Below are 21,567 nucleotides of genomic sequence, written 5' to 3'. Positions count from 1 at the left end.
AGCATTGGAACCACCTGATCCCATCCCGAACTCAGCAGTGAAACGATGCATCGCCGATGGTAGTGTGGAGCTTCTCCATGTGAGAGTAGGTCATCGTCAAGATTCAATTCCGAAACCCCTATCTGCGTATGCAGGTAGGGGTTTTGTCTTTCTATCCTCCCCACAAATCGGAACGGGCGCACTAGAATAGACCCCGACGCCGTCATTCAGAATTTTCCTATGTCCGATCCTGCCGACTCCCGGCCCCTCGCGAATCTGCCGCTGGACGAACTGGTGGCCTGTCACGAGTGCGACCTGCTGATGCGCAAACCGGTGCTCAAGCGCGACGAAAAGGCCCACTGCCCCCGTTGTGGCTATGAGCTGTATGCCCACAGGCACAATGTCGTCGATCGTAGCCTGGCGCTCGTCCTGGCTGCTTTAATGCTGTACGTCCCGGCGAACTTCCTGCCAATCATGCAGCTCCATCTATTGGGGCAGAATGCGGATGACACCGTGTGGAGCGGTGTGCTTGGTCTGTATGACTCTGGCATGCGTGGTATCGCCGTGGTGGTGTTTCTCTGCAGCATGGCGATACCGCTACTCAAGTTGCTGTGCCAGCTTGCCGTGTTGCTCAGCATTCGCTGGAACATCGGAAGAAGCTACGGATTGCTGCTCTATCGCATTTATCACCACCTGCGCGACTGGGGCATGCTCGAGGTGTACTTCATGGGTGTGCTGGTGGCGATCGTCAAGCTGGTGGACCTGGCCGAACTAAGCCTTGGCCTGGGCCTGGCGTGTTTTATCAGTCTTTTGCTGGTTCAGGTCTGGCTGGAAATAGTGATGTCGCCACACCAGATCTGGGTGGCTTTGTCGGGAGAAGACCTGCATGCGGGCGATTGATGCCGGAATCCTTATTTGTTGCGAATGCCACCAGCTCAATCATCAGGAGCCGGATGCTCGTTCGCAGGTCTGCACACGCTGCGGCGCGATCGTGCATGCGCGGCGCCCCAACAGCCTGGTGCGTACCTGGGCGTTGCTGCTGACCGCGGCGATTCTCTATATCCCGGCCAATGTCCTGCCGATCATGACCGTCAGTACCTTGGGCCAGGGCAGTCCGGACACCATCATGTCCGGCGTGATCACCCTGATGAAGCACGGCATGCTGCCGATCGCCGCGGTGGTGTTCATTGCCAGTATCCTGGTGCCGACCTTCAAATTGGTCGGTATTGCCCTGCTGCTTTATTCGGTACAGCGCCATCAACCCTTGTCCGCTCGCCAGCGCATCCTGATGTACCGTTTCATCGAGTTCATCGGGCGTTGGTCGATGCTGGATATCTTCGTCATCGCCATTCTTGTGGCAGTAGTGAATTTCGGGCGCATCGCCAGCGTCGAAGCCAACCTGGGGGCCGTTGCCTTTGCCAGTGTGGTGATACTGACGATGTTTGCAGCAGTAACTTTCGATCCCCGACTGATCTGGGATAACACGGAGTCGGACGACGACCATGAGTGACGATTTGCCTACGGCTAGAACCCGGCCAGCCTCGAACTGGTCGGCCATCTGGATTTTGCCTTTGATCGCCCTGCTGATCGGCGGCTGGCTTGGCTGGCAGGCTTACCGGGATTCGGGGGTGAACATCGAGGTTCGCTTCAAGAGCGGCGACGGTATCGTCGCCAACAAGACCGAGGTGGTCTACAAGGGCATGCCGGTCGGCAAGGTCAAAAGCCTGGTACTGGATGCCAAGGGCAGCGATGCCGGGGTGGTCGCCACCATCGAGATGAATGCTGCCGCCGAGCCCCATCTGCGGACCAATACGCGCTTCTGGCTGGTCAAGCCCAGTGTCACGCTGGCGGGTATCACGGGTCTGGAGACGCTGGTCTCCGGCAACTATATTGCCGTCAGTCCGGGTGATGGCGAGCCGACCAAGAACTTCGTCGCCTTGCCGGAGGCGCCGCCGCTGTCCGACAGCGAGCCGGGTCTGCACCTGACGCTCAAGGCGGACCGCCTGGGTTCGCTCAATCGCGACAGTCCGGTGTTCTACAAGCAGATCCAGGTCGGCCGGGTGAAGAGTTATCGCCTTGCTGAAGACCAGGGCACGGTGGAGATCAAGGTCTTCATCGAGCCTGCCTACGCCTCCCTGGTGCGCAAGCACACGCGTTTCTGGAATGCCAGTGGTGTGAGCGTCGATGCCAGCCTGTCCGGGGTGAAGATCCGCAGCGAGTCGCTGGCCAGCATCGTCGCCGGCGGTATCGCCTTCGCCACGCCTGAGCACCGCAAGGACAGCCCGCCCACGGACCCGAGCCTGCCGTTCCGTCTGTACGAGGACTTCGACGCGGCCCAGGCTGGTATCCGGGTAAAGGTCAAGCTGAGCGACTTCGAAGGCCTGCAGGAAGGCCGTACCCCGGTGATGTACAAGGGCATCCAGGTCGGTACCCTGAAAACCCTGAAGGTCGAATCCGATCTGAATAGCGCAATGGCCGAACTGACCCTCGACCCGCTGGCCGAGGATTACCTGGTGCAGGGCACCCAGTTCTGGGTGGTCAAGCCGTCGATTTCCCTCGCGGGCATCACTGGCCTGGAAGCGTTGGTGAAGGGTAACTACATTGCCGTGCGCCCAGGCGACAAGGGCGCCGCGCCGCAGCGCGAGTTCGAAGCCCGGGCCAAGGCACCACCCCTCGACCTGAAGGCGCCGGGTCTGCACCTGGTGCTGTTCAGCGAGAACCTGGGTTCGCTGGAGGTCGGAAGCCCGGTCCTCTACCGCCAGGTCAAGGTCGGTACCGTGCAGAGCTACCAGTTCTCGCGCAAGCACGAGAAACGCCTGCTGATCGGCGTCCATATCGAGCCGGAATACGCCAACCTGGTCAATGGCTCGACGCGCTTCTGGAATGCCAGCGGCATCACCCTGACCGGTGGTCTCTCGGGTATCCAGATCAAGAGCGAGTCGCTGCAAAGCCTGATGGCCGGCGGTATTTCCTTCGATACGCCCAAGCCGAACGTACCGCTTAAACGGAAGATTCCTACCTTCCGCCTGAATGCAAGCCAGGAGGCCGCCAACCTTGCGGGTATTCCAGTCACCATCAAGGTGGCGGACGCCGATGGCCTGAAGGTGGGCACGCCGATTCGCTTCAAGGGCCTGGATGTCGGCAAGGTCGAGGCGGTCGATCTGAGCGCGGACCTGCAATCCGTGCTGCTCAAGGCGCGGATCACCGAGGTGCCTGAACGTATTGCGCGGGTGGGCACGCAGTTCTGGGTGGTCAAGCCGGCGCTGGGGATCGTCAAGACGGAAAACCTTGGCACCCTGATCACTGGACAGTACCTTGAAGTCCAGCCGGCAGCACAGAACAAGGGTCCGCAGCGCGAGTTCACGGCATTGCCCGAGGCGCCGGAGGTCATCGGACCGCCGCAGGGGCTGGCCCTGGTCTTGAGTGCGCCAAGGCGCGGGTCGATCAAGCCGGGTGTGCCGGTGACCTATCGGGAGATTCCCGTGGGCAAGGTGACAGGTTTCGAGCTGGGGCAGACGGCTGACCGCGTGCTGATCCATATCCTGATCGAGCCGCGTTACGTTCCCCTGGTGCGTGGCGGCAGCCGTTTCTGGAACACCAGCGGCTTCGGCTTCGAGTTCGGCTTGATCAAGGGGGCGACCATCCGCACCGAGTCCCTGGAAACCATGATCCAGGGTGGAATTGCCTTCGCCACGCCGGAAGGCGATCAGATGGGCAAGCCGGCCTTGCCGCAGCAGACCTTCGCCTTGTTCGAGAAGGCGGAAGAAGACTGGCTGCAATGGGCGCCGAAGATTCCGATCGGTAAGTAAAGCTACAAGCTTTAAGCTGCAAGTCATAAGTAGGAGCGGGCGCGGTGCTGGCCAGCTTTTACTTATGACTTGCGGCTTGAAGCTTGGAGCTCAAATCCCAGGCAATAAAAAACCGACCCTGAGGTCGGTTTTTTAACAAGCTTGTCGCTTAGGCAGCAGCTTTCAGCGCCTTGATGTGGCCATTCAGACGGCCTTTATGGCGAGCAGCCTTGTTCTTGTGGATGATACCCTTGTCGGCCATACGGTCGATTACAGGTACAGCCAGGATGTAAGCAGCTTGCGCTTTTTCGGCGTCTTTTGCGTCGATGGCTTTAACTACATTCTTGATGTAGGTACGAACCATGGAACGCAGGCTGGCGTTGTGGCTGCGACGCTTCTCAGCCTGTTTTGCACGTTTTTTGGCGGAAGGTGAGTTGGCCACCGTCGAGCTCCTCGAAAGACTTGGTAAATAGCAAACAAAATAGGCCGCGAATCATGCCGATGAGTTGACTGCTTGTCAAGGCCACGAACGGGTAACCGCTCGGTGGTCATTCTCCATCGGGATGATTCCCTTCTGGTGCACGACCTGTAAACTCGGGAGCTTTTGCGCTGCCTGTTTTGCGCGGCGCGCATTATTGCACATCCGAATGACGTTCGGCCTGCACTTCATCCAACGGCGTGAAAAACTTTCGATGAATCTCCTCAAATCCCTGGCTGCGGTCAGCTCGATCACCATGGTCTCGCGGGTGCTGGGCTTCGTCCGTGACACCATCCTGGCCCGTATCTTCGGCGCCGGCGTGGCCACCGACGCCTTCTTCATCGCCTTCAAGCTGCCCAACCTGCTGCGCCGGATCTTCGCCGAGGGCGCCTTCTCCCAGGCTTTCGTGCCGATCCTGGCCGAGTACAAGACCCAGCAAGGCGAGGAAGCGACCCGCACCTTCATCGCCTACGTATCCGGCCTGCTGACCCTGGCCCTGGCGGTGGTGACTGCGCTCGGCATACTGGCGGCCCCGTGGATCGTCTGGGCCACTGCGCCGGGCTTCGTCGACAGTCCGGAAAAATTCCAGCTGACCACCGACCTGCTGCGTGTGACCTTTCCTTATATATTGCTGATCTCGCTGTCATCCCTGGCCGGCGCGATCCTCAATACCTGGAACCGCTTCTCGGTCCCGGCCTTCGTGCCGACCCTGCTCAACGTCGCGATGATCTTCTTCGCGCTGTTCCTCACGCCGTACTTCGATCCACCGGTCATGGCGCTGGGCTGGGCGGTGCTGGCGGGCGGGGTGCTGCAACTGGTCTATCAACTGCCGCACCTGAAAAGGATCGGCATGCTCGTGCTGCCGCGCCTGAACCTGCGCGACACCGGTGTCTGGCGCGTGATGAAACAGATGCTTCCGGCGATCCTCGGGGTCTCGGTCAGCCAGATCTCGCTGATCATCAACACCATCTTCGCCTCGTTCCTGGTGGCCGGCTCGGTCTCCTGGATGTACTACGCCGACCGCCTGATGGAGCTGCCGTCCGGCGTCCTTGGCGTGGCCCTGGGCACGATCCTCCTGCCGACCCTGGCCAAGACCTACGCCAACAAGGACCGCCAGCAGTACTCGCAGATCCTCGACTGGGGCCTGCGCCTGTGCTTCCTGCTGGTGCTGCCATGCTCCCTGGCCCTGGCGATCCTCGCTGAGCCGCTGACCGTCGCCCTGTTCCAGTACGGCAAGTTCAGCGCCTTCGATGCACAGATGACCCAGCGCGCGCTGATCGCCTATTCGGTCGGGCTGCTCGGCATCATCATGATCAAGGTCCTGGCGCCCGGCTTCTATGCCCAGCAGAACATCCGTACTCCCGTGAAGATCGCGCTCTTTACCCTAGTCTCCACGCAACTGCTCAACCTGGTGTTCATCGGCCCGTTGCAGCACGCCGGGCTGGCCCTGGCGATCAGCGTCGGTGCGTGCCTCAACGCGGGCCTGCTGTACTGGAAACTGCGCCAGCAGCGCCTGTTCGAGCCGCAGCCGGGCTGGACCGGTTTCCTGGTCAAGCTGGTGATCGCGGTGTTGCTGATGTCCGCCGTACTGCTGGTCGGCATGCATTTCATGCCGCCCTGGGCAGAAGGGGAGATGCTGATGCGCTTCCTGCGCCTTGGCGCCCTGATCGCTGCGGGCGTGGTGACCTATTTCGGCAGCCTGTTCCTGTTCGGCTTCCGCCCCCGGGACTTCGCCCGCAAGGCGCTGCACTGACGGGCGGCGCGGGTCAGGCGTCGGTTTCGCGAAATCGGCGTCCTGGCAACGCGCTGCTGCCTGTCGTCAGCGCCCGGGTATGGTTATAATCGACCACTTTATGAGCAAGAAGCGCGTTATGCAGCTGGTTCGAGGCCTTCAAAACCTTCGCCCCCGGCATCGGGGCTGCGTTGCTACTATCGGCAACTTCGACGGTGTTCACCGCGGTCACCAGGCTATCCTGGCCCGTTTGCGTGAGCGCGCGGTGGAGCTGGGCGTACCCAGCTGCGTGGTGATTTTCGAGCCACAACCGCGCGAATACTTCGCCCCGGACACCGCCCCGGCCCGCCTGGCCCGCCTGCGCGACAAGGTCGCCCTGCTGGCGGCGGAAGGTGTCGACCGGGTCCTGTGCCTGGCCTTCAACCAGCGCCTGAGCAAGCTCAGTGCCGACGCGTTCGTCGAGACCATCCTGGTCGACGGCCTCGGCGTGAAGCACCTCGAGGTCGGTGACGACTTCCGCTTCGGCTGCGACCGCCTGGGCGACTTCGCCTTCCTGCAGGACGCCGGCCAGCGCCACGGCTTCAGCGTCGAAGCGGCGCAGACGGTGGAGCTGGATGGCCTGCGGGTCAGCAGCACCCAGGTCCGCGATGCCCTGGCCGCGGCGGACTTCGCCCTGGCCGAGCGCCTGCTGGGCCGGCCGTTCCGTATTCGCGGGCGGGTCCTGCATGGCCAGAAGCTCGCACGGCAGTTGGGTACGCCCACCGCCAACGTACAACTCAAGCGCCGTCGCGTGCCGCTGACCGGGGTCTACCTGGTCAGCGCTGAAATAGACGGCAAGGTGTGGCCCGGGGTCGCCAATATCGGCGTGCGCCCGACCGTTGCCGGCGACGGCAGCGCCCACCTGGAAGTGCATTTGCTGGATTTCGCCGGTGATCTGTATGGCCGGCGCCTGACGGTGGAATTCCACCACAAGCTGCGCGAAGAGCAGCGCTTCGCCTCCCTGGAGGCGCTCAAGTCGGCGATCGACGCGGATATCGCCGCCGCACGTGCCCATTGGCACGCTCAACCGCTAACCAAGAGCCTGAAATGACCGACTATAAAGCCACGCTAAACCTTCCGGACACCGCCTTCCCGATGAAGGCCGGCCTGCCACAGCGCGAACCGCAGATCCTGCAGCGCTGGGACAGTATTGGCCTGTACCGGAAACTGCGTGAGATTGGCAAGGATCGTCCGAAGTTCGTCCTGCACGACGGTCCTCCCTATGCCAACGGCAAGATTCACATCGGTCACGCGCTCAACAAGATCCTCAAGGACATGATCATCCGCTCGAAGACCCTGTCGGGCTTCGACGCGCCTTATGTTCCGGGCTGGGACTGCCACGGGCTGCCGATCGAGCACAAGGTCGAGGTCACCCACGGCAAGAACCTGACCGCGGACAAGACCCGCGAACTGTGCCGTGCCTACGCCGCCGAGCAGATCGAAGGCCAGAAGGCCGAGTTCATCCGCCTGGGCGTGCTGGGTGACTGGGACAACCCGTACAAGACCATGGACTTCGCCAACGAGGCGGGTGAAATCCGTGCCCTGGCCGAAATGGTCAAGCACGGCTTCGTATTCAAGGGCCTGAAACCGGTCAACTGGTGCTTCGATTGCGGTTCGGCCCTGGCCGAAGCGGAAGTCGAGTACGCCGACAAGAAATCCCAGACCATCGACGTCGCCTTCAAGGCCGTGGATGAAGACAAGCTGGCCGCCGCCTTCGGCCTGGCCAGTCTGGCCAAGCCCGCCTCCATCGTGATCTGGACCACCACCCCGTGGACCATCCCGGCCAACCAGGCGCTGAACATCCACCCGGAGTTCACCTACGCCCTGGTCGACGTCGGCGACAAGCTGCTGATCCTCGCCGAAGAGCTGGTCGAGTCGTGCCTCAAGCGCTTCTCCCTGGAAGGCTCGGTGATTGCCACCGCGCCGGGTTCGGCCCTGGAGCTGATCAACTTCCGTCACCCGCTGTACGACCGCCTGTCGCCCATCTACCTGGCCGAGTACGTCGAGCTGGGCGCCGGTACCGGCGTGGTTCACTCGGCCCCGGCTTACGGCGAGGACGACTTCGTCACCTGCAAGCGCTACGGCATGGTCAACGACGACATCCTGACCCCGGTGCAGAGCAACGGTGTCTATGTCGACTCCCTGGAGTTCTTCGGCGGCCAGTTCATCTGGAAAGCCAACCCGCACATCGTCGAGAAGCTGGCCGAAGTCGGCGCGCTGATGTTCACCGAGACCATCAGCCACAGCTACATGCACTGCTGGCGCCACAAGACCCCGCTGATCTACCGCGCCACCGCGCAGTGGTTCGTCGGCATGGACAAGCAACCGAACAACGGCGACACCCTGCGTGAACGCGCCCTGAAAGCCATCGAGGACACCAAGTTCGTCCCGGCCTGGGGCCAGGCGCGCCTGCACTCGATGATCGCCAACCGTCCCGACTGGTGCATCTCGCGCCAGCGCAACTGGGGCGTACCGATCCCGTTCTTCCTGCACAAGCAGACCGGCGAGCTGCACCCGCGCACCGTCGAGCTGATGGAAGAAGTGGCCAAGCGTGTCGAACAGGAAGGCATCGAAGCCTGGTTCAAGATGGACGCCGCCGAACTGCTCGGTGACGAAGCCGGCCAGTACGACAAGATCGCCGACACCCTCGACGTCTGGTTCGACTCCGGCACCACCCACTGGCACGTGCTGCGTGGCTCGCACAACATCGGCCACGAGACCGGCCCGCGCGCCGACCTGTACCTGGAAGGTTCCGACCAGCACCGCGGCTGGTTCCACTCGTCGCTGCTGACCGGTTGCGCCATCGACAACCACGCGCCGTATCGCGAGCTGCTGACCCACGGCTTCACCGTCGACGAAAACGGCCGCAAGATGTCCAAGTCGCTGGGCAACACTATCGAGCCGCAGAAGGTCAACGACACCCTGGGTGCCGACATCATGCGCCTGTGGGTTTCCGCCACCGACTACTCGGGCGAGATGGCCGTTTCCGACCAGATCCTCCAGCGCAGCGCCGATGCCTATCGCCGCATTCGCAACACCGCGCGCTTCCTGCTTTCCAACCTGTCCGGCTTCGATCCGGCCCGCGACCTGCTGCCGGCCGAAGACATGCTGGCCCTGGACCGCTGGGCCGTCGACCGTACCCTGCTGCTGCAGCGCGAGCTGGAAGAGCACTACGGCGAATACCGCTTCTGGAACGTCTACTCGAAGATCCACAACTTCTGCGTGCAGGAGCTGGGTGGCTTCTACCTCGACATCATCAAGGACCGCCAGTACACCACCGGCGCCAACAGCGTCGCCCGTCGCTCCTGCCAGACCGCGCTGTACCACATCGCCGAAGCGCTGGTGCGCTGGATCGCGCCGATCCTGTCGTTCACCGCGGACGAGCTGTGGCAGTACCTGCCGGGCGAGCGCAACGAATCGGTGATGCTCAACACCTGGTACCAGGGCCTGACCGAGCTGCCGGAAGGCACCGAGCTGGATCGCGCCTACTGGGATCGCGTGATGGCGGTGAAGACCGCGGTCAACAAGGAACTGGAAAACCAGCGTGCGGCCAAGGCCATCGGTGGCAACCTGCAGGCCGAAGTGACCCTGTTCGCCGACGAGGCGCTGGGCAACGACCTGACCAAGCTGGGCAACGAGCTGCGCTTCGTCCTGATCACCTCCGCTGCCAGCGTCGCGCCGTTCGTCGAAGCGCCTGCCGATGCGGTGGTTACCGAAGTCGCCGGCCTCAAGTTGAAGGTGGTCAAGTCCGGCTACGTGAAGTGCGGTCGTTGCTGGCACTTCCGTCCGGATGTCGGGGTCAACCCGGAGCACCCGGAAATCTGCGGTCGTTGCGTTGACAACATCAGCGGCAACGGCGAGGTGCGCCACTATGCCTAATGCGTCTGCGGGGCGGTTCGGCCGCCTCGCCTGGCTCTGGCTGAGCGTGCTGGTCCTGGTCCTCGACCAGGCCAGCAAGTTCCATTTCGAAAACTCGCTGAGCATGTACCAGCAGATCGTAGTCATTCCCGACTACTTCAGCTGGACCCTGGCCTACAACACCGGCGCGGCGTTCAGCTTCCTGGCCGACAGCTCCGGCTGGCAGCGCTGGCTGTTCGCCCTGATCGCCGTGGTGGTCAGCGCGGTGCTGGTAGTCTGGCTCAAGCGCCTGGGGCGTGACGAAACCTGGCTGGCGATCGCCCTGTCCCTGGTCCTCGGTGGTGCCCTGGGCAACCTGTACGACCGGGTCGCCCTCGGCCATGTGATCGACTTCATCCTCGTGCACTGGCAGAACCGCTGGTACTTCCCGGCCTTCAACCTGGCCGACAGCGCCATTACCGTTGGTGCGGTGATGCTGGCGCTGGATATGTTCAAGAGCAAAAAGTCCGGAGAACCTGTCCATGAGTGACATCCGTATCGGCCAGAACACCGAAGTCACCCTGCACTTCGCCCTGCATCTGGAAAACGGCGATACCGTCGACAGCACCTTCGACAAGGCTCCGGCGGTCTTCAAGGTCGGCGACGGCAACCTGCTGCCCGGTTTCGAAGCGGCGATCTTCGGTTTCAAGGCCGGTGACAAGCGCAACGTCACCGTGGCCCCGGAGAATGCCTTCGGCCAGCCCAACCCGCAGAACGTGCAGGTCATGCCGCGTTCGCAGTTCCAGGACATGGAGCTGTCCGAAGGCCTGCTGGTCATCTTCAACGATGCCGCCAACGCCGAGCTGCCAGGTGTGGTGAAAGCCTTCGACGACGCCCAGGTGACCGTCGACTTCAACCATCCACTGGCTGGCAAGACCCTGACCTTCGAGGTGGAAATCCTTGAAGTGAAGGCTCTCTGAGCCGGGAGTTCCTCATGCAGATCAAACTCGCCAACCCTCGTGGCTTCTGCGCCGGCGTGGACCGGGCGATCGAAATCGTCAACCGGGCGCTGGAGGTCTTCGGGCCGCCGATCTATGTGCGCCACGAAGTGGTGCATAACAAGTTCGTCGTCGAAGACCTCCGCGCCCGCGGCGCCATCTTCGTCGAAGAGCTGGACCAGGTGCCGGACGACGTCATCGTCATCTTCAGTGCCCATGGCGTTTCCCAGGCCGTGCGCCAGGAAGCGGCAGGCCGTGGCTTGAAGGTGTTCGACGCCACCTGTCCGCTGGTGACCAAGGTACACATCGAAGTCGCCCGCTACAGCCGCGACGGCAAGGAATGCATCCTGATCGGCCACGCCGGGCACCCGGAAGTCGAAGGCACCATGGGTCAGTACGACGACAGCAATGGCGGCTCGATCTACCTGGTCGAAGACGAGGACGATGTCGCCAAACTCGAGGTGCGTAACCCCGAGAAACTGGCGTTCGTGACCCAGACCACGCTGTCGATGGATGACACCAGCCGCGTGATCGATGCCCTGCGTACCCGTTTCCCGAGTATCGGTGGGCCGCGCAAGGACGACATCTGCTACGCCACCCAGAACCGTCAGGATGCGGTCAAGCAACTGGCCGACGAGTGCGACGTGGTCCTGGTGGTCGGCAGCCCGAACAGCTCCAACTCCAACCGCCTGCGCGAGCTGGCCGAGCGGATGTCCACCCCGGCCTACCTGATCGATGGTGCCGAGGATCTGCAGCGCGCCTGGTTCGATAGCGTCGCGCGCGTCGGCATCACTGCCGGCGCCTCGGCCCCGGAAGTCCTGGTGCGTGGCGTGATCCAGCAATTGCGCGACTGGGGTGCCAGCGGCGCGGAGGAGCTGGATGGTCGCGAGGAGAATGTCACCTTCTCCATGCCCAAGGAGCTGCGGGTCCGTACCGTCAGCTGATGTCGCCGTCGCACAGCGGCTGGTCGGGCGGCGCATGCTGCAGCCTGACCCGGCCGCTGGCCGACAGGCGCACCTGATACAGCCTTTCCTGTCCGGGCGCCCCGCAGACCAGCAGGGTCCCGGCCTGGAAAGCGCCGCCCTCACGCAGCGGAACGCCCAAGCCGCTGAAGCGCACCCACTGCGCGACCGGTTGATTGCCGATCACCCTGACACCGCCCCTCGCCGAATACTCCCGTAACAACTGCTCCGGACCCTGCTCCAGGCTTATCTGCCAGCCGTTGCTCCAATCACCCTCCAATGCATGCAGCATGACCACCTGGTTGCGCAGCAAGGCCTCGCTGCGCGTGGCGCGCAGGGCTTGGGCGAGGCTCTCGGCGATGGCCTGCTGTTGCAGGTCGTGGCTCATCTTGCTGTAGGACGATATTCCCAGTTGCGTCAGAAGGGCCAGCAGCCCAACCGCAAACAGCATCTGCATCAGTGTTACGCCCTGTTGCTTCATCGTGCATTCCTCCCTGGAAGTGCTTCGCTTAGGGTCCGGCGTCGGGACGGCTGGTGTCGAGTCAGCCGGGTTGGCAGTGTGCCGGGGAAAGTTCGCAGGAGGCGGGTGATGGCAAGGAAGCAGCGGGGATTGACCCTGATCGAGGTAATGGTGGCGCAGGTGGTGCTGGCGCTTGGGCTGCTGGGGGCGGCGGGGCTGCAACTGCGCTCGATGCAAGGGACAGACAGTGCGCGGATGGTCAGCCAGGCGGCTTTCATCGCTCACGGGATGCTGGAGCGGGCGCGTTCGGCGCGGGGTGTCGACGGGCGTGATCAGGCCGAACTGCAGCGCCAGGTCGCGGCCTTCGCTGGTGCGTCCGGGAGCGGCGTGTTTCGTGGAAATGGCGTGCTGGTGAGCTGGAGCGATGAGCGCGGAGGGGGAGGGCAGCGGTCCATCGAGCTGGGGGTAGCACAATGAGGTCGGTGGCGGGGTTCAGCCTGATCGAGGTGTTGCTTGCCATGAGCCTGGGGTTGCTGCTGATACTCGGTGGCAGCCGGGTGTTCATCGGGGCCTTGCACAGTTGGAAAGTGCAGGAGGCAGCGGCGCGGCTGCAGGAGGATGCGCGCCTGGTGCTGCACCGGATGGCCGGGGATATTCGCATGGCTGGCATGTTTGGTTGTTTGCGTCGGGAGGCGATGAGCTTTCCTGATGCGGACACGGCGCGGCTGTTCGCGCAGGCGATGCGGCTTGAGCAGGCGAGCGATGGTGGACTGGGCAGCCTGACGCTGGTCGCAGCCGAAGGGGGCGAGCTGGCTGGCGCTCCCGACTGGACGCTGGTGACTGATTGTCTGGCCAGTGCCACCGTTTTGAAAGGCCGTGCAATCGCCGGCCCTGGCCAGTTCGCGGTGCCCATCCGTCAGCAAATCTATCGACTCGACGGTCGTAGCCTGTTGCTCGGCGGTGGGGGCAGTAGTGCGGTGCTGGTCGACAATATAGGGCGATTCGGTGTTCGTCGGGATGATGATCGGATGCTGCTCAGCTTGACGCTGGAGGATCCCGGGCAGCGGGTCCGCCCGCAGACCTATGAACTCACCGTGGTCCTGCGCAATGGCCAATAATCAAAAGCGACACGGACCCTGTGGGAGCTGGCTTGTCGGACCGCCGAACCGCAGCGATTGCAATAGTGAATTCACCACCGCTATCGCTGGCAAGCCAGCTCCCACAGGTCCGCGCCAGGCAAGAAAAATGCAGCGGGGCGCAGTACTGGCACTGGTCATGATTCTATTGGTCCTGTTGGGCATCCTCGGCCTTTTCGCCATCCAGTCCAGCACCCAGCAAACCCGCATGGCCAGCAACCACCTGGCCTCGCTCCAGGCCTTCGAAGCCGCAGAAAACCTCCTGTCGACAGCCGAAGCCCGCCTCCCCGCAACGCCACCATCCGGCTGGCAACAGCTCGGCACAGGCCGCTACCTCATTGAACACCTCGGCCAGACCGACCAGGCCGCGCACATGCCGGCAGACCTCCCCGCCACCCTGTTCCGCATCACCGCCATCGCCGAAGAGCGCCAGGCCCGGATCACCCTGGAAAGCGTCGTGGCCTGGCCACTCTCGCCCGACCACGGCCCCGCCCGCCGCATCCTCTGGCGCCAACATCCACGGGAGTCTTGATGCAGCGCACGCAGAATGGCCTGAGCCTGATCGAAGTGTTGATTGTCCTCGCGCTGGTGGGCATGCTGGCGGGCATTGCCTACCCCAGCTACAGCGAAATGGTCCGCAAGGGCGCGCGCACGGAAATAGCCGGGATCCTGTACGAAAGCGCGCAGCACCTGGAGCAGCACCATTCCCGCACCGGCCGCTATCTCGACACTGACGGGTCGATTGTCCCGCTGCCGGACGGAAACGCCCATTACCGCCTGCATGCCCGGCGCGAAGCCGACAGCTACCTGCTGAGCGCCACCCGGCGCCCGGGTGGCCCCATGGCCTTCGACGCCTGCGGCGATTTCGAACTCGATCACCGTGGCGTGCGCGCCAATCCCGGCAGCGACGCGGATGCCGGCAAGGGCTGCTGGGAGGGTTGAAGGCATTCATGGCGCCTGCGTGGCGTCGCGGTTCACTTCGGGTACTGGATCTACAGATGAGCAAGCAAGTGGTGATTGTGGGTGGCGGTGTGATTGGCCTGCTGACGGCGTTCAATCTGGCCGCGCAGGTCGATCGGGTGATCGTCTGCGACAAGGGCGAACTGGGCGGCGAATCCTCCTGGGCCGGCGGTGGCATCGTCTCGCCGCTTTACCCATGGCGCTACAGCCCGGCGGTCACTGCGCTGGCGCACTGGTCCCAGGACTTTTATCCACAGCTCGGCGAGCGTCTGCATGCCAGTACCGGCATCGATCCGCAGGTGCATGTAACCGGCCTGTACTGGCTGGATCTGGACGATGAAGCCGAGGCGCTGGCCTGGGCCGCAAGGGAAGGGCGCCCGTTGAGCAAGGTCGCGGTCTCCGAGGCCTACGCCGCGGTGCCGGTGCTGGGCCCGGGCTTCGAGAGTGCGGTGTACATGGCTGGCGTGGCCAACGTGCGCAATCCGCGACTGCTCAAGTCGCTCAAGGCGGCGTTGCAGGCGCTGCCGAACGTCACCCTGAACGAGCATTGCGCGATCACCGGCTTTATCCGCGAAGGCGAGCGTATCGCGGGTGTGGAAACGGCCGAAGGCGCCATCACCGCTGATGAAGTGGTGCTGACCGCTGGCGCCTGGAGCGGCGATCTGCTGCGCCCGCTGGGCTTCGAACTACCGGTGGAGCCGGTGAAGGGGCAGATGATCCTGTTCAAGTGCGCCGAGGATTTCCTGCCGAGCATGGTCCTGGCCAAGGGACGCTATGCGATTCCGCGTCGCGATGGTCATATCCTGGTGGGAAGCACCCTGGAACACGCCGGCTACGACAAGACTCCGACTGACGAAGCACTGGAAAGCCTGCGCGCTTCCGCCATCGACCTGGTACCGGCGCTGGCCGATGCCGAGCTGGTCGGGCACTGGGCCGGGTTGCGGCCGGGGTCGCCTGAGGGCGTGCCCTATATCGGTCGGGTTCCAGGTTGCGACGGGCTGTGGCTGAACTGCGGGCATTACCGCAATGGCCTGGTGCTGGCGCCTGCTTCCTGCCAACTGTTCAGCGACCTGATCGGCGGGCACGAGCCGATCATCGACCCGGCGCCTTACGCGCCGGCCGGACGCTTGCAGGTGATCTGAGCCGAAGGGCCTCAGCGCTTGTCGCTGGGGCCTTGTTCAAGGTGAGCGGTGCTGCAATACCACTCGTTGCCGCGGTGCAGGGCGCGGTCATTCGGCAGGTGTACGCCGCAATGGGCGCAACGCACCATCTTCAGGGTGGTTTCCTGAGGCGGGGTCGAGGAGGAGGCGTTGTTGGTGGCCTTGAACTTGCGCCACAGCCAGAAGGCGGCAGCGATCACGGCGATCCAGAAAAGTAGGCGAACCATGGTGTCCAGCTTATTCAGTGAAGATGCCGCAGTGTAGAAGAGCCGTTGGTCGCGGCCAATAAAAAAGGGAAGCCCAAGCTTCCCTTTTTGTATTTCTTTGCGATCAGTCAAACACGCCGAAGGTCATGTAGCTGAACCAGGAGCGGTCGCTGTTGTTGCCTTCTGCCTCGTGATTCTCTTCCTGGACGGCATCGCCGTCTTTTGGCAGCAGGTCTTCCGGAATCGCTTCCTTGGCGTCTTCGTACTGCTTGATCACGTCCTGGTTGGCGCGGGTCTCGCCCGGCGGCAGCGGCGTGGCAGTGTTGATCAGGCCCAGGGTGGCCTTGGACAGCCAGGAACGGTTGTCGGCTTCTTCCTGACGCGGAACGAACTGGCCGTCGACCAGGCTCGGATGGTCAGGGTAGTTCAGCTTCAGGGTTTCCAGGCTGGTGGCAGCCAGGTCGTCCAGGTGCAGGCGCTGGTAGGCCTCGGTCATCACCGCCAGGCCGTCGCCGACCGATGGGGTTTCCTGGAAGTTCTCCACCACGTAGCGGCCACGGTTGGCAGCGGCGACATAGGCCTGACGGGTCAGGTAGTAGTCGGCAACGTGGATCTCGTAGGAGGCCAGCAGGTTGCGCAGGTAGATCATGCGCTGCTTGGCGTCCGGCGCGTAGCGGCTGTTCGGGAAGCGGCTGGTCAGCTGGGCGAACTCGTTGTAGGAGTCGCGGGCGGCGCCCGGGTCACGCTTGGTCATGTCCAGCGGCAGGAAGCGCGCCAGCAGGCCGCGGTCCTGGTCGAAGGAGGTCAGGCCCTTCAGGTAGTAGGCGTAGTCGACGTTCGGGTGCTGCGGGTGCAGGCGAATGAAACGCTCGGCGGCGGACTTGGCGGCCTCCGGCTCGGCGTTCTTGTAGTTCGCGTAGATCAGCTCCAGCTGCGCCTGGTCGGCATAGCGACCGAACGGATAGCGGGATTCCAGGGCCTTCAGCTTGGAAGTGGCGCTGGTGTAGCTGTGGTTGTCCAGGTCGGCCTGCGCCTGCTGGTACAGCTCGGCTTCGCTCAGGTTTTCGTCGACGACTTCCTTCGAAGAACAAGCAGCGGTGAGTCCGAGGATGGCGATCAGCAGCAGGTGTTTCACTTGCATGGCGGCTTGCGTCCCTATGACGGCCGCTGTCTTGGGCACGGCCGTCCTGTTATGATGAGCACCCCGCGGAGCACCCGGGGCAAAAGACGCCGTATTTAACCACAAGCGCGCAGCCGAAACCAAAGGCTGTGCCGTCGCCTTGTCAGAGCATGTCCGAGATCATTCAACTTAGCGCAGAGGTGCCGTCCGAAATGGGCGGGCAACGCCTCGACCAGGTCGCCGCCCAATTGTTCGCCGAGCACTCGCGCTCGCGCCTTTCCGCCTGGATCAAGGACGGCCTCCTGACCGTCGACGGCAACGTCATGCGGCCCCGTGACATCGTTCACGGCGGCTCCGTGCTGGCGCTGGAAGCCGAACAGGAAGCCCAGGGCGAGTGGGTAGCCCAGGATATCGAGCTGGATATCGTCTACGAAGACGAGCAGATCCTGGTGATCAACAAGCCTGCGGGCCTGGTGGTCCACCCGGCTGCCGGTCATGCCGACGGCACCTTGCTCAATGCCCTGCTGCACCATGTGCCCGGCATCATCAATGTGCCGCGCGCGGGTATCGTGCACCGCCTCGACAAGGACACCACCGGTCTGATGGTGGTGGCCAAGACGCTGGAGGCGCAGACCAGCCTGGTCACCCAGCTGCAAAGCCGCAGCGTCAGCCGCATCTATGAATGCATCGTGGTTGGCGTGGTCACGGCGGGTGGCAAGATCAACGCCCCGATCGGCCGTCATGGCGGCCAGCGCCAGCGCATGGCGGTGACCGAAGGCGGCAAGCCGGCGGTCAGCCACTATCGCGTGCTGGAGCGCTTCCGTTCCCACACCCACGTGCGGGTCAAGCTGGAAACCGGGCGCACCCACCAGATTCGCGTGCACATGGCCCACGTCAACTTCCCGTTGGTCGGCGATCCGGTGTATGGCGGTCGTTTCCGTATTCCACCGGCTGCCAGCCCGACCATGGTCGAGGCGGTCAAGACCTTCCCGCGCCAGGCCCTGCACGCGCGCTTCCTGGAGCTGGAACATCCGGAGACGGGCAAGCGCATGAAGTGGGAATCGCCGCTGCCGGATGATTTCGTCTGGCTGTTGTCGCTGCTCAAGCAGGACCGCGAGGCCTTCATCGGATGAGCGACCTGACCCCCAGCCTGCTGATTCCGGACTGGCCTGCGCCAGCCGGGGTCCGTGCCTGCGTCACGACGCGGGCGGGCGGGGTCAGTCTGCCTCCCTATGACACCTTCAATCTCGGTGACCATGTCGGCGATGCGCCGGCTGCGGTGGCCGAGAATCGCAAGCGCCTCACCGACGGGTGCCGCGCTGACGCGGCATGGCTCAAGCAGGTCCATGGCCTGGCGGTGGCCTACGCCAACCCGCAGGTAATCGACGAAGCCGACGCCAGCTGGACCGATACCCCTGGCATCGCCTGTACGGTGATGACTGCCGACTGCCTGCCCGCTCTGTTCTGTGATCGTGCCGGTACTCGCGTAGCCGCCGCCCACGCCGGCTGGCGCGGTCTGGCGGGTGGCGTGCTGGAAGCCACCCTGGACACCCTCGATAGCGATCCTGCCGAGATTCTCGTCTGGCTTGGTCCGGCCATCGGCCCGCAAGCTTTTGAAGTCGGCGCCGAAGTGCGCGAAGCCTTTATCTCGATCCATCCGCAAGCCGATGAGGCCTTTGTCCCAGGCGCACAGCCGGGCAAGTTCATGGCCGACATCTATAAGCTGGCGCGCATCCGCCTCGCTGCCCGCGGTGTCACAGCCGTCTACGGCGGTGGTTACTGCACCGTCACCGACCCGCGCTTCTTCTCCTACCGCCGTGCCTCCACCACCGGCCGCTTTGCCTCCCTCGTCTGGCTCGACGCCCGCTGACCTGTATCAAGCCGTCTACGCTTGAATCTTCCAGAATGATCCCTATCTAGATGGGTATCTCAGGCAGGCTTTTCTTCATCAGGTGTGTCCATCGCTCCGGCCTGCCCTTTATAGGAAGGTAACTTATGCGTATAGACCGTTTGACCAGCAAGTTGCAGCTGGCGTTATCCGACTCCCAATCCCTGGCCGTTGGCATGGACCATCCGGCCATCGAGCCCGTGCACCTGTTGCAGGCCCTGATCGACCAGCAGGGCGGCTCGATCAAGCCGCTGCTGATGCAGGTCGGCTTCGACGTCAATGGCCTGCGCAGCGCGTTGAGCAAAGAGCTCGACCAACTGCCGAAAATCCAGAACCCCACCGGCGACGTGAACATGTCCCAGGACCTGGCGCGCCTGCTCAACCAGGCCGACCGCCTGGCCCAGCAGAAGGGCGACCAGTTCATTTCCAGCGAGCTGGTGCTGCTCGCCGCCATGGACGAGAACAGCAAGCTCGGCAAGTTGCTGCTGGGCCAGGGCGTGACCAAGAAAGCCCTGGAAAATGCCATCAGCAACCTGCGCGGCGGCGAAGCGGTAAATGACCCGAACGCCGAGGAATCCCGTCAGGCCCTCGACAAATACACCGTCGACCTGACCAAGCGCGCCGAAGACGGCAAGCTCGATCCGGTGATCGGCCGTGACGATGAAATCCGCCGGACCATCCAGGTCCTGCAGCGCCGCACCAAGAACAACCCGGTGCTGATCGGTGAGCCCGGCGTCGGTAAAACCGCCATCGCCGAGGGCCTGGCCCAGCGCATCATCAATGGCGAGGTGCCGGATGGCCTGAAAGGCAAGCGCCTGCTGTCCCTGGACATGGGCGCGCTGATCGCTGGCGCCAAGTTCCGTGGCGAGTTCGAGGAGCGCCTGAAAGCGCTGCTCAATGAACTGTCCAAGCAGGAAGGCCAGATCATCCTGTTCATCGACGAACTGCACACCATGGTCGGCGCGGGCAAGGGCGAGGGCTCCATGGATGCGGGCAACATGCTCAAGCCGGCCCTGGCCCGTGGCGAGTTGCATTGCGTCGGTGCCACCACGCTGAACGAGTACCGCCAGTACATCGAGAAGGACGCGGCTTTGGAGCGGCGTTTCCAGAAGGTGCTGGTGGAAGAGCCGAGCGAGGAAGACACCATCGCCATCCTCCGCGGCCTGAAAGAGCGCTACGAAGTGCACCACAAGGTGGCGATCACCGACGGTGCGATCATCGCGGCGGCCAAGCTCAGCCACCGCTACATCACCGATCGTCAGTTGCCGGACAAGGCCATCGACCTGATCGACGAAGCGGCCAGCCGCATCCGCATGGAAATCGACTCCAAGCCGGAAGTGCTGGACCGCCTGGAACGCCGTCTGATCCAGCTCAAGGTCGAATCCCAGGCCCTGAAGAAGGAAGACGACGAGGCTGCGATCAAGCGCCTGGAGAAGCTGACCGAGGAAATCGCCCGTCTGGAGCGTGAGTACGCCGACCTGGAAGAGGTCTGGACCTCCGAGAAGGCCGAAGTGCAGGGCTCGGCGCAGATCCAGCAGAAGATCGAGCAATCCCGCCAGGAGCTGGAAACGGCCCGGCGCAAAGGCGACCTGAGCCGCATGGCCGAGCTGCAGTACGGGGTGATCCCGGACCTGGAGCGCAGCCTGCAGATGGTCGACCAGCACGGCAAGGCGGAGAACCAGTTGCTGCGTAACAAGGTCACCGAGGAAGAAATCGCCGAGGTGGTCTCCAAGTGGACCGGCATCCCGGTGTCGAAGATGCTCGAAGGCGAGCGGGAAAAACTGCTGAAGATGGAAAGCCTGCTGCATGAGCGGGTGATCGGCCAGGACGAAGCCGTGGTGGCGGTGGCCAACGCGGTACGGCGCTCGCGCGCCGGGCTGTCCGACCCGAACCGTCCAAGCGGCTCGTTCCTCTTCCTCGGCCCGACCGGCGTCGGCAAGACCGAGCTGTGCAAGGCCCTGGCCGAGTTCCTCTTCGATACCGAGGAGGCCATGGTGCGCATCGACATGTCCGAGTTCATGGAGAAACATTCCGTGGCTCGCCTGATTGGTGCACCGCCAGGCTACGTCGGTTATGAAGAAGGCGGCTACCTGACCGAAGCCGTGCGGCGCAAACCGTACTCGGTGGTGCTGCTGGACGAAGTGGAGAAGGCCCACCCGGATGTGTTCAACGTGCTGCTCCAGGTTCTGGAGGATGGCCGTCTGACCGACAGTCACGGACGCACGGTGGACTTCCGCAATACCGTGATCGTCATGACCTCGAACCTCGGTTCGGCGCAGATCCAGGACCTGGTTGGCGACCGTGAGGCGCAGCGGGCTGCGGTCATGGACGCGGTGGGTTCGCACTTCCGGCCGGAGTTCATCAACCGGATCGACGAAGTGGTGGTGTTCGAGCCCCTGGGCCGTGACCAGATCGCCGGTATCACGCAGATCCAGCTCGGCCGCCTGCGCAGCCGCCTGGCCGAGCGCGAGCTGAGCCTGGAGCTGAGCCCCGAGGCGTTGGACAAGCTGATCGCCGTCGGTTACGACCCGGTCTACGGTGCACGGCCGCTGAAACGGGCGATCCAGCGCTGGATCGAGAACCCGCTGGCCCAGCTGATCCTGGCGGGCAGCTTCCTGCCGGGGGCTTCGATCACGGCGAAAGTGGACGGCGAGGAGATCGTTTTCGCCTGATTTTCCGGGGGTTGGAGAAAGGCCTCGAAATTCGGGGCCTTTTTTCTTTGCATTTTCTTTCGAGTGCTTGTAAAGTGCGCCCCGCTGTAAGTCATCCCGGTTTTCCAGCAGTTTTGGAAATCTGAAAACAAGTTGCAAATCAGTAAGTTGAA

Annotated in this window: 22 protein-coding genes and 1 rRNA gene; 18 read left to right on the top strand and 5 right to left on the bottom strand. The window is 63.3% G+C overall.

The window, feature by feature from the left end:
• The 4 genes from rrf to PSEMO_RS18790 all read left to right on the top strand — a co-directional run.
• Positions 1-102, top strand: a 5S ribosomal RNA gene (rrf, locus tag PSEMO_RS18805); the annotation flags it as partial.
• Positions 103-219: 117 nt separating this feature from the next.
• Entirely contained in the window at positions 220-879 is a 660-nt protein-coding gene (locus PSEMO_RS18800; RefSeq protein ID WP_075804474.1) for a paraquat-inducible protein A, read from the top strand.
• Positions 866-1,489 carry a paraquat-inducible protein A gene (locus tag PSEMO_RS18795; RefSeq protein WP_075804473.1) on the top strand — a complete coding sequence of 208 codons (624 nt, stop codon included), beginning with the start codon at positions 866-868 and terminating at the stop codon, positions 1,487-1,489. Before PSEMO_RS18800 ends, PSEMO_RS18795 begins: the two co-directional genes overlap by 14 nt.
• Positions 1,482-3,788 carry a PqiB family protein gene (locus PSEMO_RS18790; protein ID WP_075804472.1) on the top strand — a complete coding sequence of 769 codons (2,307 nt, stop codon included), beginning with the start codon at positions 1,482-1,484 and terminating at the stop codon, positions 3,786-3,788. Before PSEMO_RS18795 ends, PSEMO_RS18790 begins: the two co-directional genes overlap by 8 nt.
• Positions 3,789-3,936: 148 nt before the next feature.
• On the opposite strand, the gene rpsT is transcribed toward PSEMO_RS18790, so the two are convergent.
• Positions 3,937-4,209 carry a 30S ribosomal protein S20 gene (rpsT, locus tag PSEMO_RS18785; RefSeq protein ID WP_009403531.1) on the bottom strand — a complete coding sequence of 91 codons (273 nt, stop codon included), beginning with the start codon at positions 4,207-4,209 and terminating at the stop codon, positions 3,937-3,939.
• 250 nt (positions 4,210-4,459) lie between these two features.
• On the opposite strand from rpsT, the gene murJ reads away from it, so the two are divergent.
• Positions 4,460-5,998 (top strand): murein biosynthesis integral membrane protein MurJ, encoded by a 1,539-nt coding sequence (gene murJ, locus PSEMO_RS18780; RefSeq protein WP_075804478.1) that lies wholly within the window; start codon positions 4,460-4,462, stop codon positions 5,996-5,998.
• 13 nt (positions 5,999-6,011) lie between these two features.
• On the opposite strand, the gene PSEMO_RS33545 is transcribed toward murJ, so the two are convergent.
• Positions 6,012-6,209: a hypothetical protein gene (locus PSEMO_RS33545; RefSeq protein WP_178392021.1), complete on the bottom strand. Its 198-nt coding sequence runs from the start codon at positions 6,207-6,209 to the stop codon at positions 6,012-6,014.
• Between PSEMO_RS33545 and ribF the strand changes: the two genes are divergently transcribed.
• Genes ribF through ispH form a run of 5 tightly spaced genes read left to right on the top strand, consistent with a single transcriptional unit; the run spans position 6,117 to position 11,795 of the window.
• The gene (gene ribF / locus PSEMO_RS18775; protein ID WP_075804471.1) at positions 6,117-7,067 is read left to right on the top strand and encodes a bifunctional riboflavin kinase/FAD synthetase; all 951 of its coding nucleotides are present in this window, start codon (positions 6,117-6,119) and stop codon (positions 7,065-7,067) included. The genes PSEMO_RS33545 and ribF overlap by 93 nt on opposite strands.
• Positions 7,064-9,895 carry an isoleucine--tRNA ligase gene (ileS, locus tag PSEMO_RS18770; RefSeq protein WP_075804470.1) on the top strand — a complete coding sequence of 944 codons (2,832 nt, stop codon included), beginning with the start codon at positions 7,064-7,066 and terminating at the stop codon, positions 9,893-9,895. Before ribF ends, ileS begins: the two co-directional genes overlap by 4 nt.
• Positions 9,888-10,403 carry a signal peptidase II gene (lspA, locus tag PSEMO_RS18765; RefSeq protein ID WP_075804469.1) on the top strand — a complete coding sequence of 172 codons (516 nt, stop codon included), beginning with the start codon at positions 9,888-9,890 and terminating at the stop codon, positions 10,401-10,403. The genes ileS and lspA overlap by 8 nt, the downstream gene beginning before the upstream one ends.
• On the top strand, positions 10,396-10,833 hold the full coding sequence (fkpB, locus tag PSEMO_RS18760; RefSeq protein WP_075804468.1) for an FKBP-type peptidyl-prolyl cis-trans isomerase: 438 nt from the start codon (positions 10,396-10,398) through the stop codon (positions 10,831-10,833). Before lspA ends, fkpB begins: the two co-directional genes overlap by 8 nt.
• 14 nt (positions 10,834-10,847) lie before the next feature.
• A complete protein-coding gene (gene ispH / locus PSEMO_RS18755) occupies positions 10,848-11,795 on the top strand; it encodes a 4-hydroxy-3-methylbut-2-enyl diphosphate reductase (RefSeq protein WP_075804467.1) in 948 nt (315 codons plus the stop codon).
• Here ispH and PSEMO_RS18750 read toward each other — a convergent pair.
• Complete coding sequence (locus PSEMO_RS18750) at positions 11,788-12,294, bottom strand: GspH/FimT family pseudopilin (protein WP_075804466.1); 507 nt, start codon at positions 12,292-12,294, stop codon at positions 11,788-11,790. The genes ispH and PSEMO_RS18750 overlap by 8 nt on opposite strands.
• 108 nt (positions 12,295-12,402) lie before the next feature.
• Here PSEMO_RS18750 and pilV point away from each other — a divergent pair, with 108 nt between their 5' ends.
• Genes pilV through thiO form a run of 5 tightly spaced genes read left to right on the top strand, consistent with a single transcriptional unit; the run spans position 12,403 to position 15,511 of the window.
• Positions 12,403-12,750 carry a type IV pilus modification protein PilV gene (gene pilV, locus PSEMO_RS18745; protein WP_075804465.1) on the top strand — a complete coding sequence of 116 codons (348 nt, stop codon included), beginning with the start codon at positions 12,403-12,405 and terminating at the stop codon, positions 12,748-12,750.
• On the top strand, positions 12,747-13,391 hold the full coding sequence (locus PSEMO_RS18740; RefSeq protein WP_075804464.1) for a PilW family protein: 645 nt from the start codon (positions 12,747-12,749) through the stop codon (positions 13,389-13,391). The genes pilV and PSEMO_RS18740 overlap by 4 nt, the downstream gene beginning before the upstream one ends.
• The gene (locus tag PSEMO_RS18735; RefSeq protein ID WP_081430287.1) at positions 13,357-13,941 is read left to right on the top strand and encodes a pilus assembly PilX family protein; all 585 of its coding nucleotides are present in this window, start codon (positions 13,357-13,359) and stop codon (positions 13,939-13,941) included. The genes PSEMO_RS18740 and PSEMO_RS18735 overlap by 35 nt, the downstream gene beginning before the upstream one ends.
• Positions 13,941-14,351, top strand: a complete 411-nt coding sequence (locus PSEMO_RS18730; RefSeq protein WP_075804462.1) for a type IV pilin protein — start codon at positions 13,941-13,943, stop codon at positions 14,349-14,351. The genes PSEMO_RS18735 and PSEMO_RS18730 overlap by 1 nt, the downstream gene beginning before the upstream one ends.
• 56 nt (positions 14,352-14,407) lie before the next feature.
• Complete coding sequence (thiO, locus tag PSEMO_RS18725; RefSeq protein ID WP_075804461.1) at positions 14,408-15,511, top strand: glycine oxidase ThiO; 1,104 nt, start codon at positions 14,408-14,410, stop codon at positions 15,509-15,511.
• Positions 15,512-15,522: 11 nt separating this feature from the next.
• On the opposite strand, the gene PSEMO_RS18720 is transcribed toward thiO, so the two are convergent.
• Both PSEMO_RS18720 and PSEMO_RS18715 read right to left on the bottom strand, forming a co-directional pair.
• Entirely contained in the window at positions 15,523-15,756 is a 234-nt protein-coding gene (locus tag PSEMO_RS18720; RefSeq protein WP_075804460.1) for a PP0621 family protein, read from the bottom strand.
• Between the two features lie 103 nt (positions 15,757-15,859).
• Complete coding sequence (locus tag PSEMO_RS18715) at positions 15,860-16,876, bottom strand: outer membrane protein assembly factor BamD (protein ID WP_075804459.1); 1,017 nt, start codon at positions 16,874-16,876, stop codon at positions 15,860-15,862.
• A 149-nt stretch (positions 16,877-17,025) separates the two neighbouring features.
• On the opposite strand from PSEMO_RS18715, the gene rluD reads away from it, so the two are divergent.
• The 3 genes from rluD to clpB all read left to right on the top strand — a co-directional run bounded on the left by rluD (position 17,026) and on the right by clpB (position 21,415).
• On the top strand, positions 17,026-17,988 hold the full coding sequence (gene rluD, locus PSEMO_RS18710; RefSeq protein WP_075804458.1) for a 23S rRNA pseudouridine(1911/1915/1917) synthase RluD: 963 nt from the start codon (positions 17,026-17,028) through the stop codon (positions 17,986-17,988).
• Positions 17,985-18,725, top strand: a complete 741-nt coding sequence (pgeF, locus tag PSEMO_RS18705; protein ID WP_075804457.1) for a peptidoglycan editing factor PgeF — start codon at positions 17,985-17,987, stop codon at positions 18,723-18,725. The genes rluD and pgeF overlap by 4 nt, the downstream gene beginning before the upstream one ends.
• A 125-nt stretch (positions 18,726-18,850) precedes the next feature.
• Positions 18,851-21,415 carry an ATP-dependent chaperone ClpB gene (gene clpB / locus PSEMO_RS18700; RefSeq protein WP_075804456.1) on the top strand — a complete coding sequence of 855 codons (2,565 nt, stop codon included), beginning with the start codon at positions 18,851-18,853 and terminating at the stop codon, positions 21,413-21,415.
• The last annotated feature ends 152 nt before the right edge of the window (positions 21,416-21,567 follow it).

The sequence above is a fragment of the Pseudomonas putida genome (genome assembly GCF_001941965.1).
Lineage (GTDB): Bacteria > Pseudomonadota > Gammaproteobacteria > Pseudomonadales > Pseudomonadaceae > Aquipseudomonas > Aquipseudomonas putida_L.
Note: the sequence above shows the minus strand (reverse complement) of the source record. Positions and strands in the feature narration are given on the sequence as shown.

Bases quoted from the DNA above. Each gene is read 5' to 3' on its own strand.
- PSEMO_RS18740 (WP_075804464.1), top strand. From the start codon at position 12,747: ATGAGGTCGGTGGCGGGGTTCAGCCTGATCGAGGTGTTGCTTGCCATG.
- PSEMO_RS18790 (WP_075804472.1), top strand. From the start codon at position 1,482: ATGAGTGACGATTTGCCTACGGCTAGAACCCGGCCAGCCTCGAACTGG.
- ispH (WP_075804467.1), top strand. From the start codon at position 10,848: ATGCAGATCAAACTCGCCAACCCTCGTGGCTTCTGCGCCGGCGTGGAC.
- murJ (WP_075804478.1), top strand. From the start codon at position 4,460: ATGAATCTCCTCAAATCCCTGGCTGCGGTCAGCTCGATCACCATGGTC.
- PSEMO_RS18735 (WP_081430287.1), top strand. From the start codon at position 13,357: ATGAACTCACCGTGGTCCTGCGCAATGGCCAATAATCAAAAGCGACAC.
- ribF (WP_075804471.1), top strand. From the start codon at position 6,117: ATGCAGCTGGTTCGAGGCCTTCAAAACCTTCGCCCCCGGCATCGGGGC.
- clpB (WP_075804456.1), top strand. From the start codon at position 18,851: ATGCGTATAGACCGTTTGACCAGCAAGTTGCAGCTGGCGTTATCCGAC.
- PSEMO_RS18720 (WP_075804460.1), bottom strand. From the start codon at position 15,756: ATGGTTCGCCTACTTTTCTGGATCGCCGTGATCGCTGCCGCCTTCTGG.
- pgeF (WP_075804457.1), top strand. From the start codon at position 17,985: ATGAGCGACCTGACCCCCAGCCTGCTGATTCCGGACTGGCCTGCGCCA.
- PSEMO_RS18795 (WP_075804473.1), top strand. From the start codon at position 866: ATGCGGGCGATTGATGCCGGAATCCTTATTTGTTGCGAATGCCACCAG.
- PSEMO_RS18715 (WP_075804459.1), bottom strand. From the start codon at position 16,876: ATGCAAGTGAAACACCTGCTGCTGATCGCCATCCTCGGACTCACCGCT.
- lspA (WP_075804469.1), top strand. From the start codon at position 9,888: ATGCCTAATGCGTCTGCGGGGCGGTTCGGCCGCCTCGCCTGGCTCTGG.
- thiO (WP_075804461.1), top strand. From the start codon at position 14,408: ATGAGCAAGCAAGTGGTGATTGTGGGTGGCGGTGTGATTGGCCTGCTG.
- fkpB (WP_075804468.1), top strand. From the start codon at position 10,396: ATGAGTGACATCCGTATCGGCCAGAACACCGAAGTCACCCTGCACTTC.
- pilV (WP_075804465.1), top strand. From the start codon at position 12,403: ATGGCAAGGAAGCAGCGGGGATTGACCCTGATCGAGGTAATGGTGGCG.
- PSEMO_RS18750 (WP_075804466.1), bottom strand. From the start codon at position 12,294: ATGAAGCAACAGGGCGTAACACTGATGCAGATGCTGTTTGCGGTTGGG.
- ileS (WP_075804470.1), top strand. From the start codon at position 7,064: ATGACCGACTATAAAGCCACGCTAAACCTTCCGGACACCGCCTTCCCG.
- PSEMO_RS18800 (WP_075804474.1), top strand. From the start codon at position 220: ATGTCCGATCCTGCCGACTCCCGGCCCCTCGCGAATCTGCCGCTGGAC.
- rluD (WP_075804458.1), top strand. From the start codon at position 17,026: ATGTCCGAGATCATTCAACTTAGCGCAGAGGTGCCGTCCGAAATGGGC.
- PSEMO_RS18730 (WP_075804462.1), top strand. From the start codon at position 13,941: ATGCAGCGCACGCAGAATGGCCTGAGCCTGATCGAAGTGTTGATTGTC.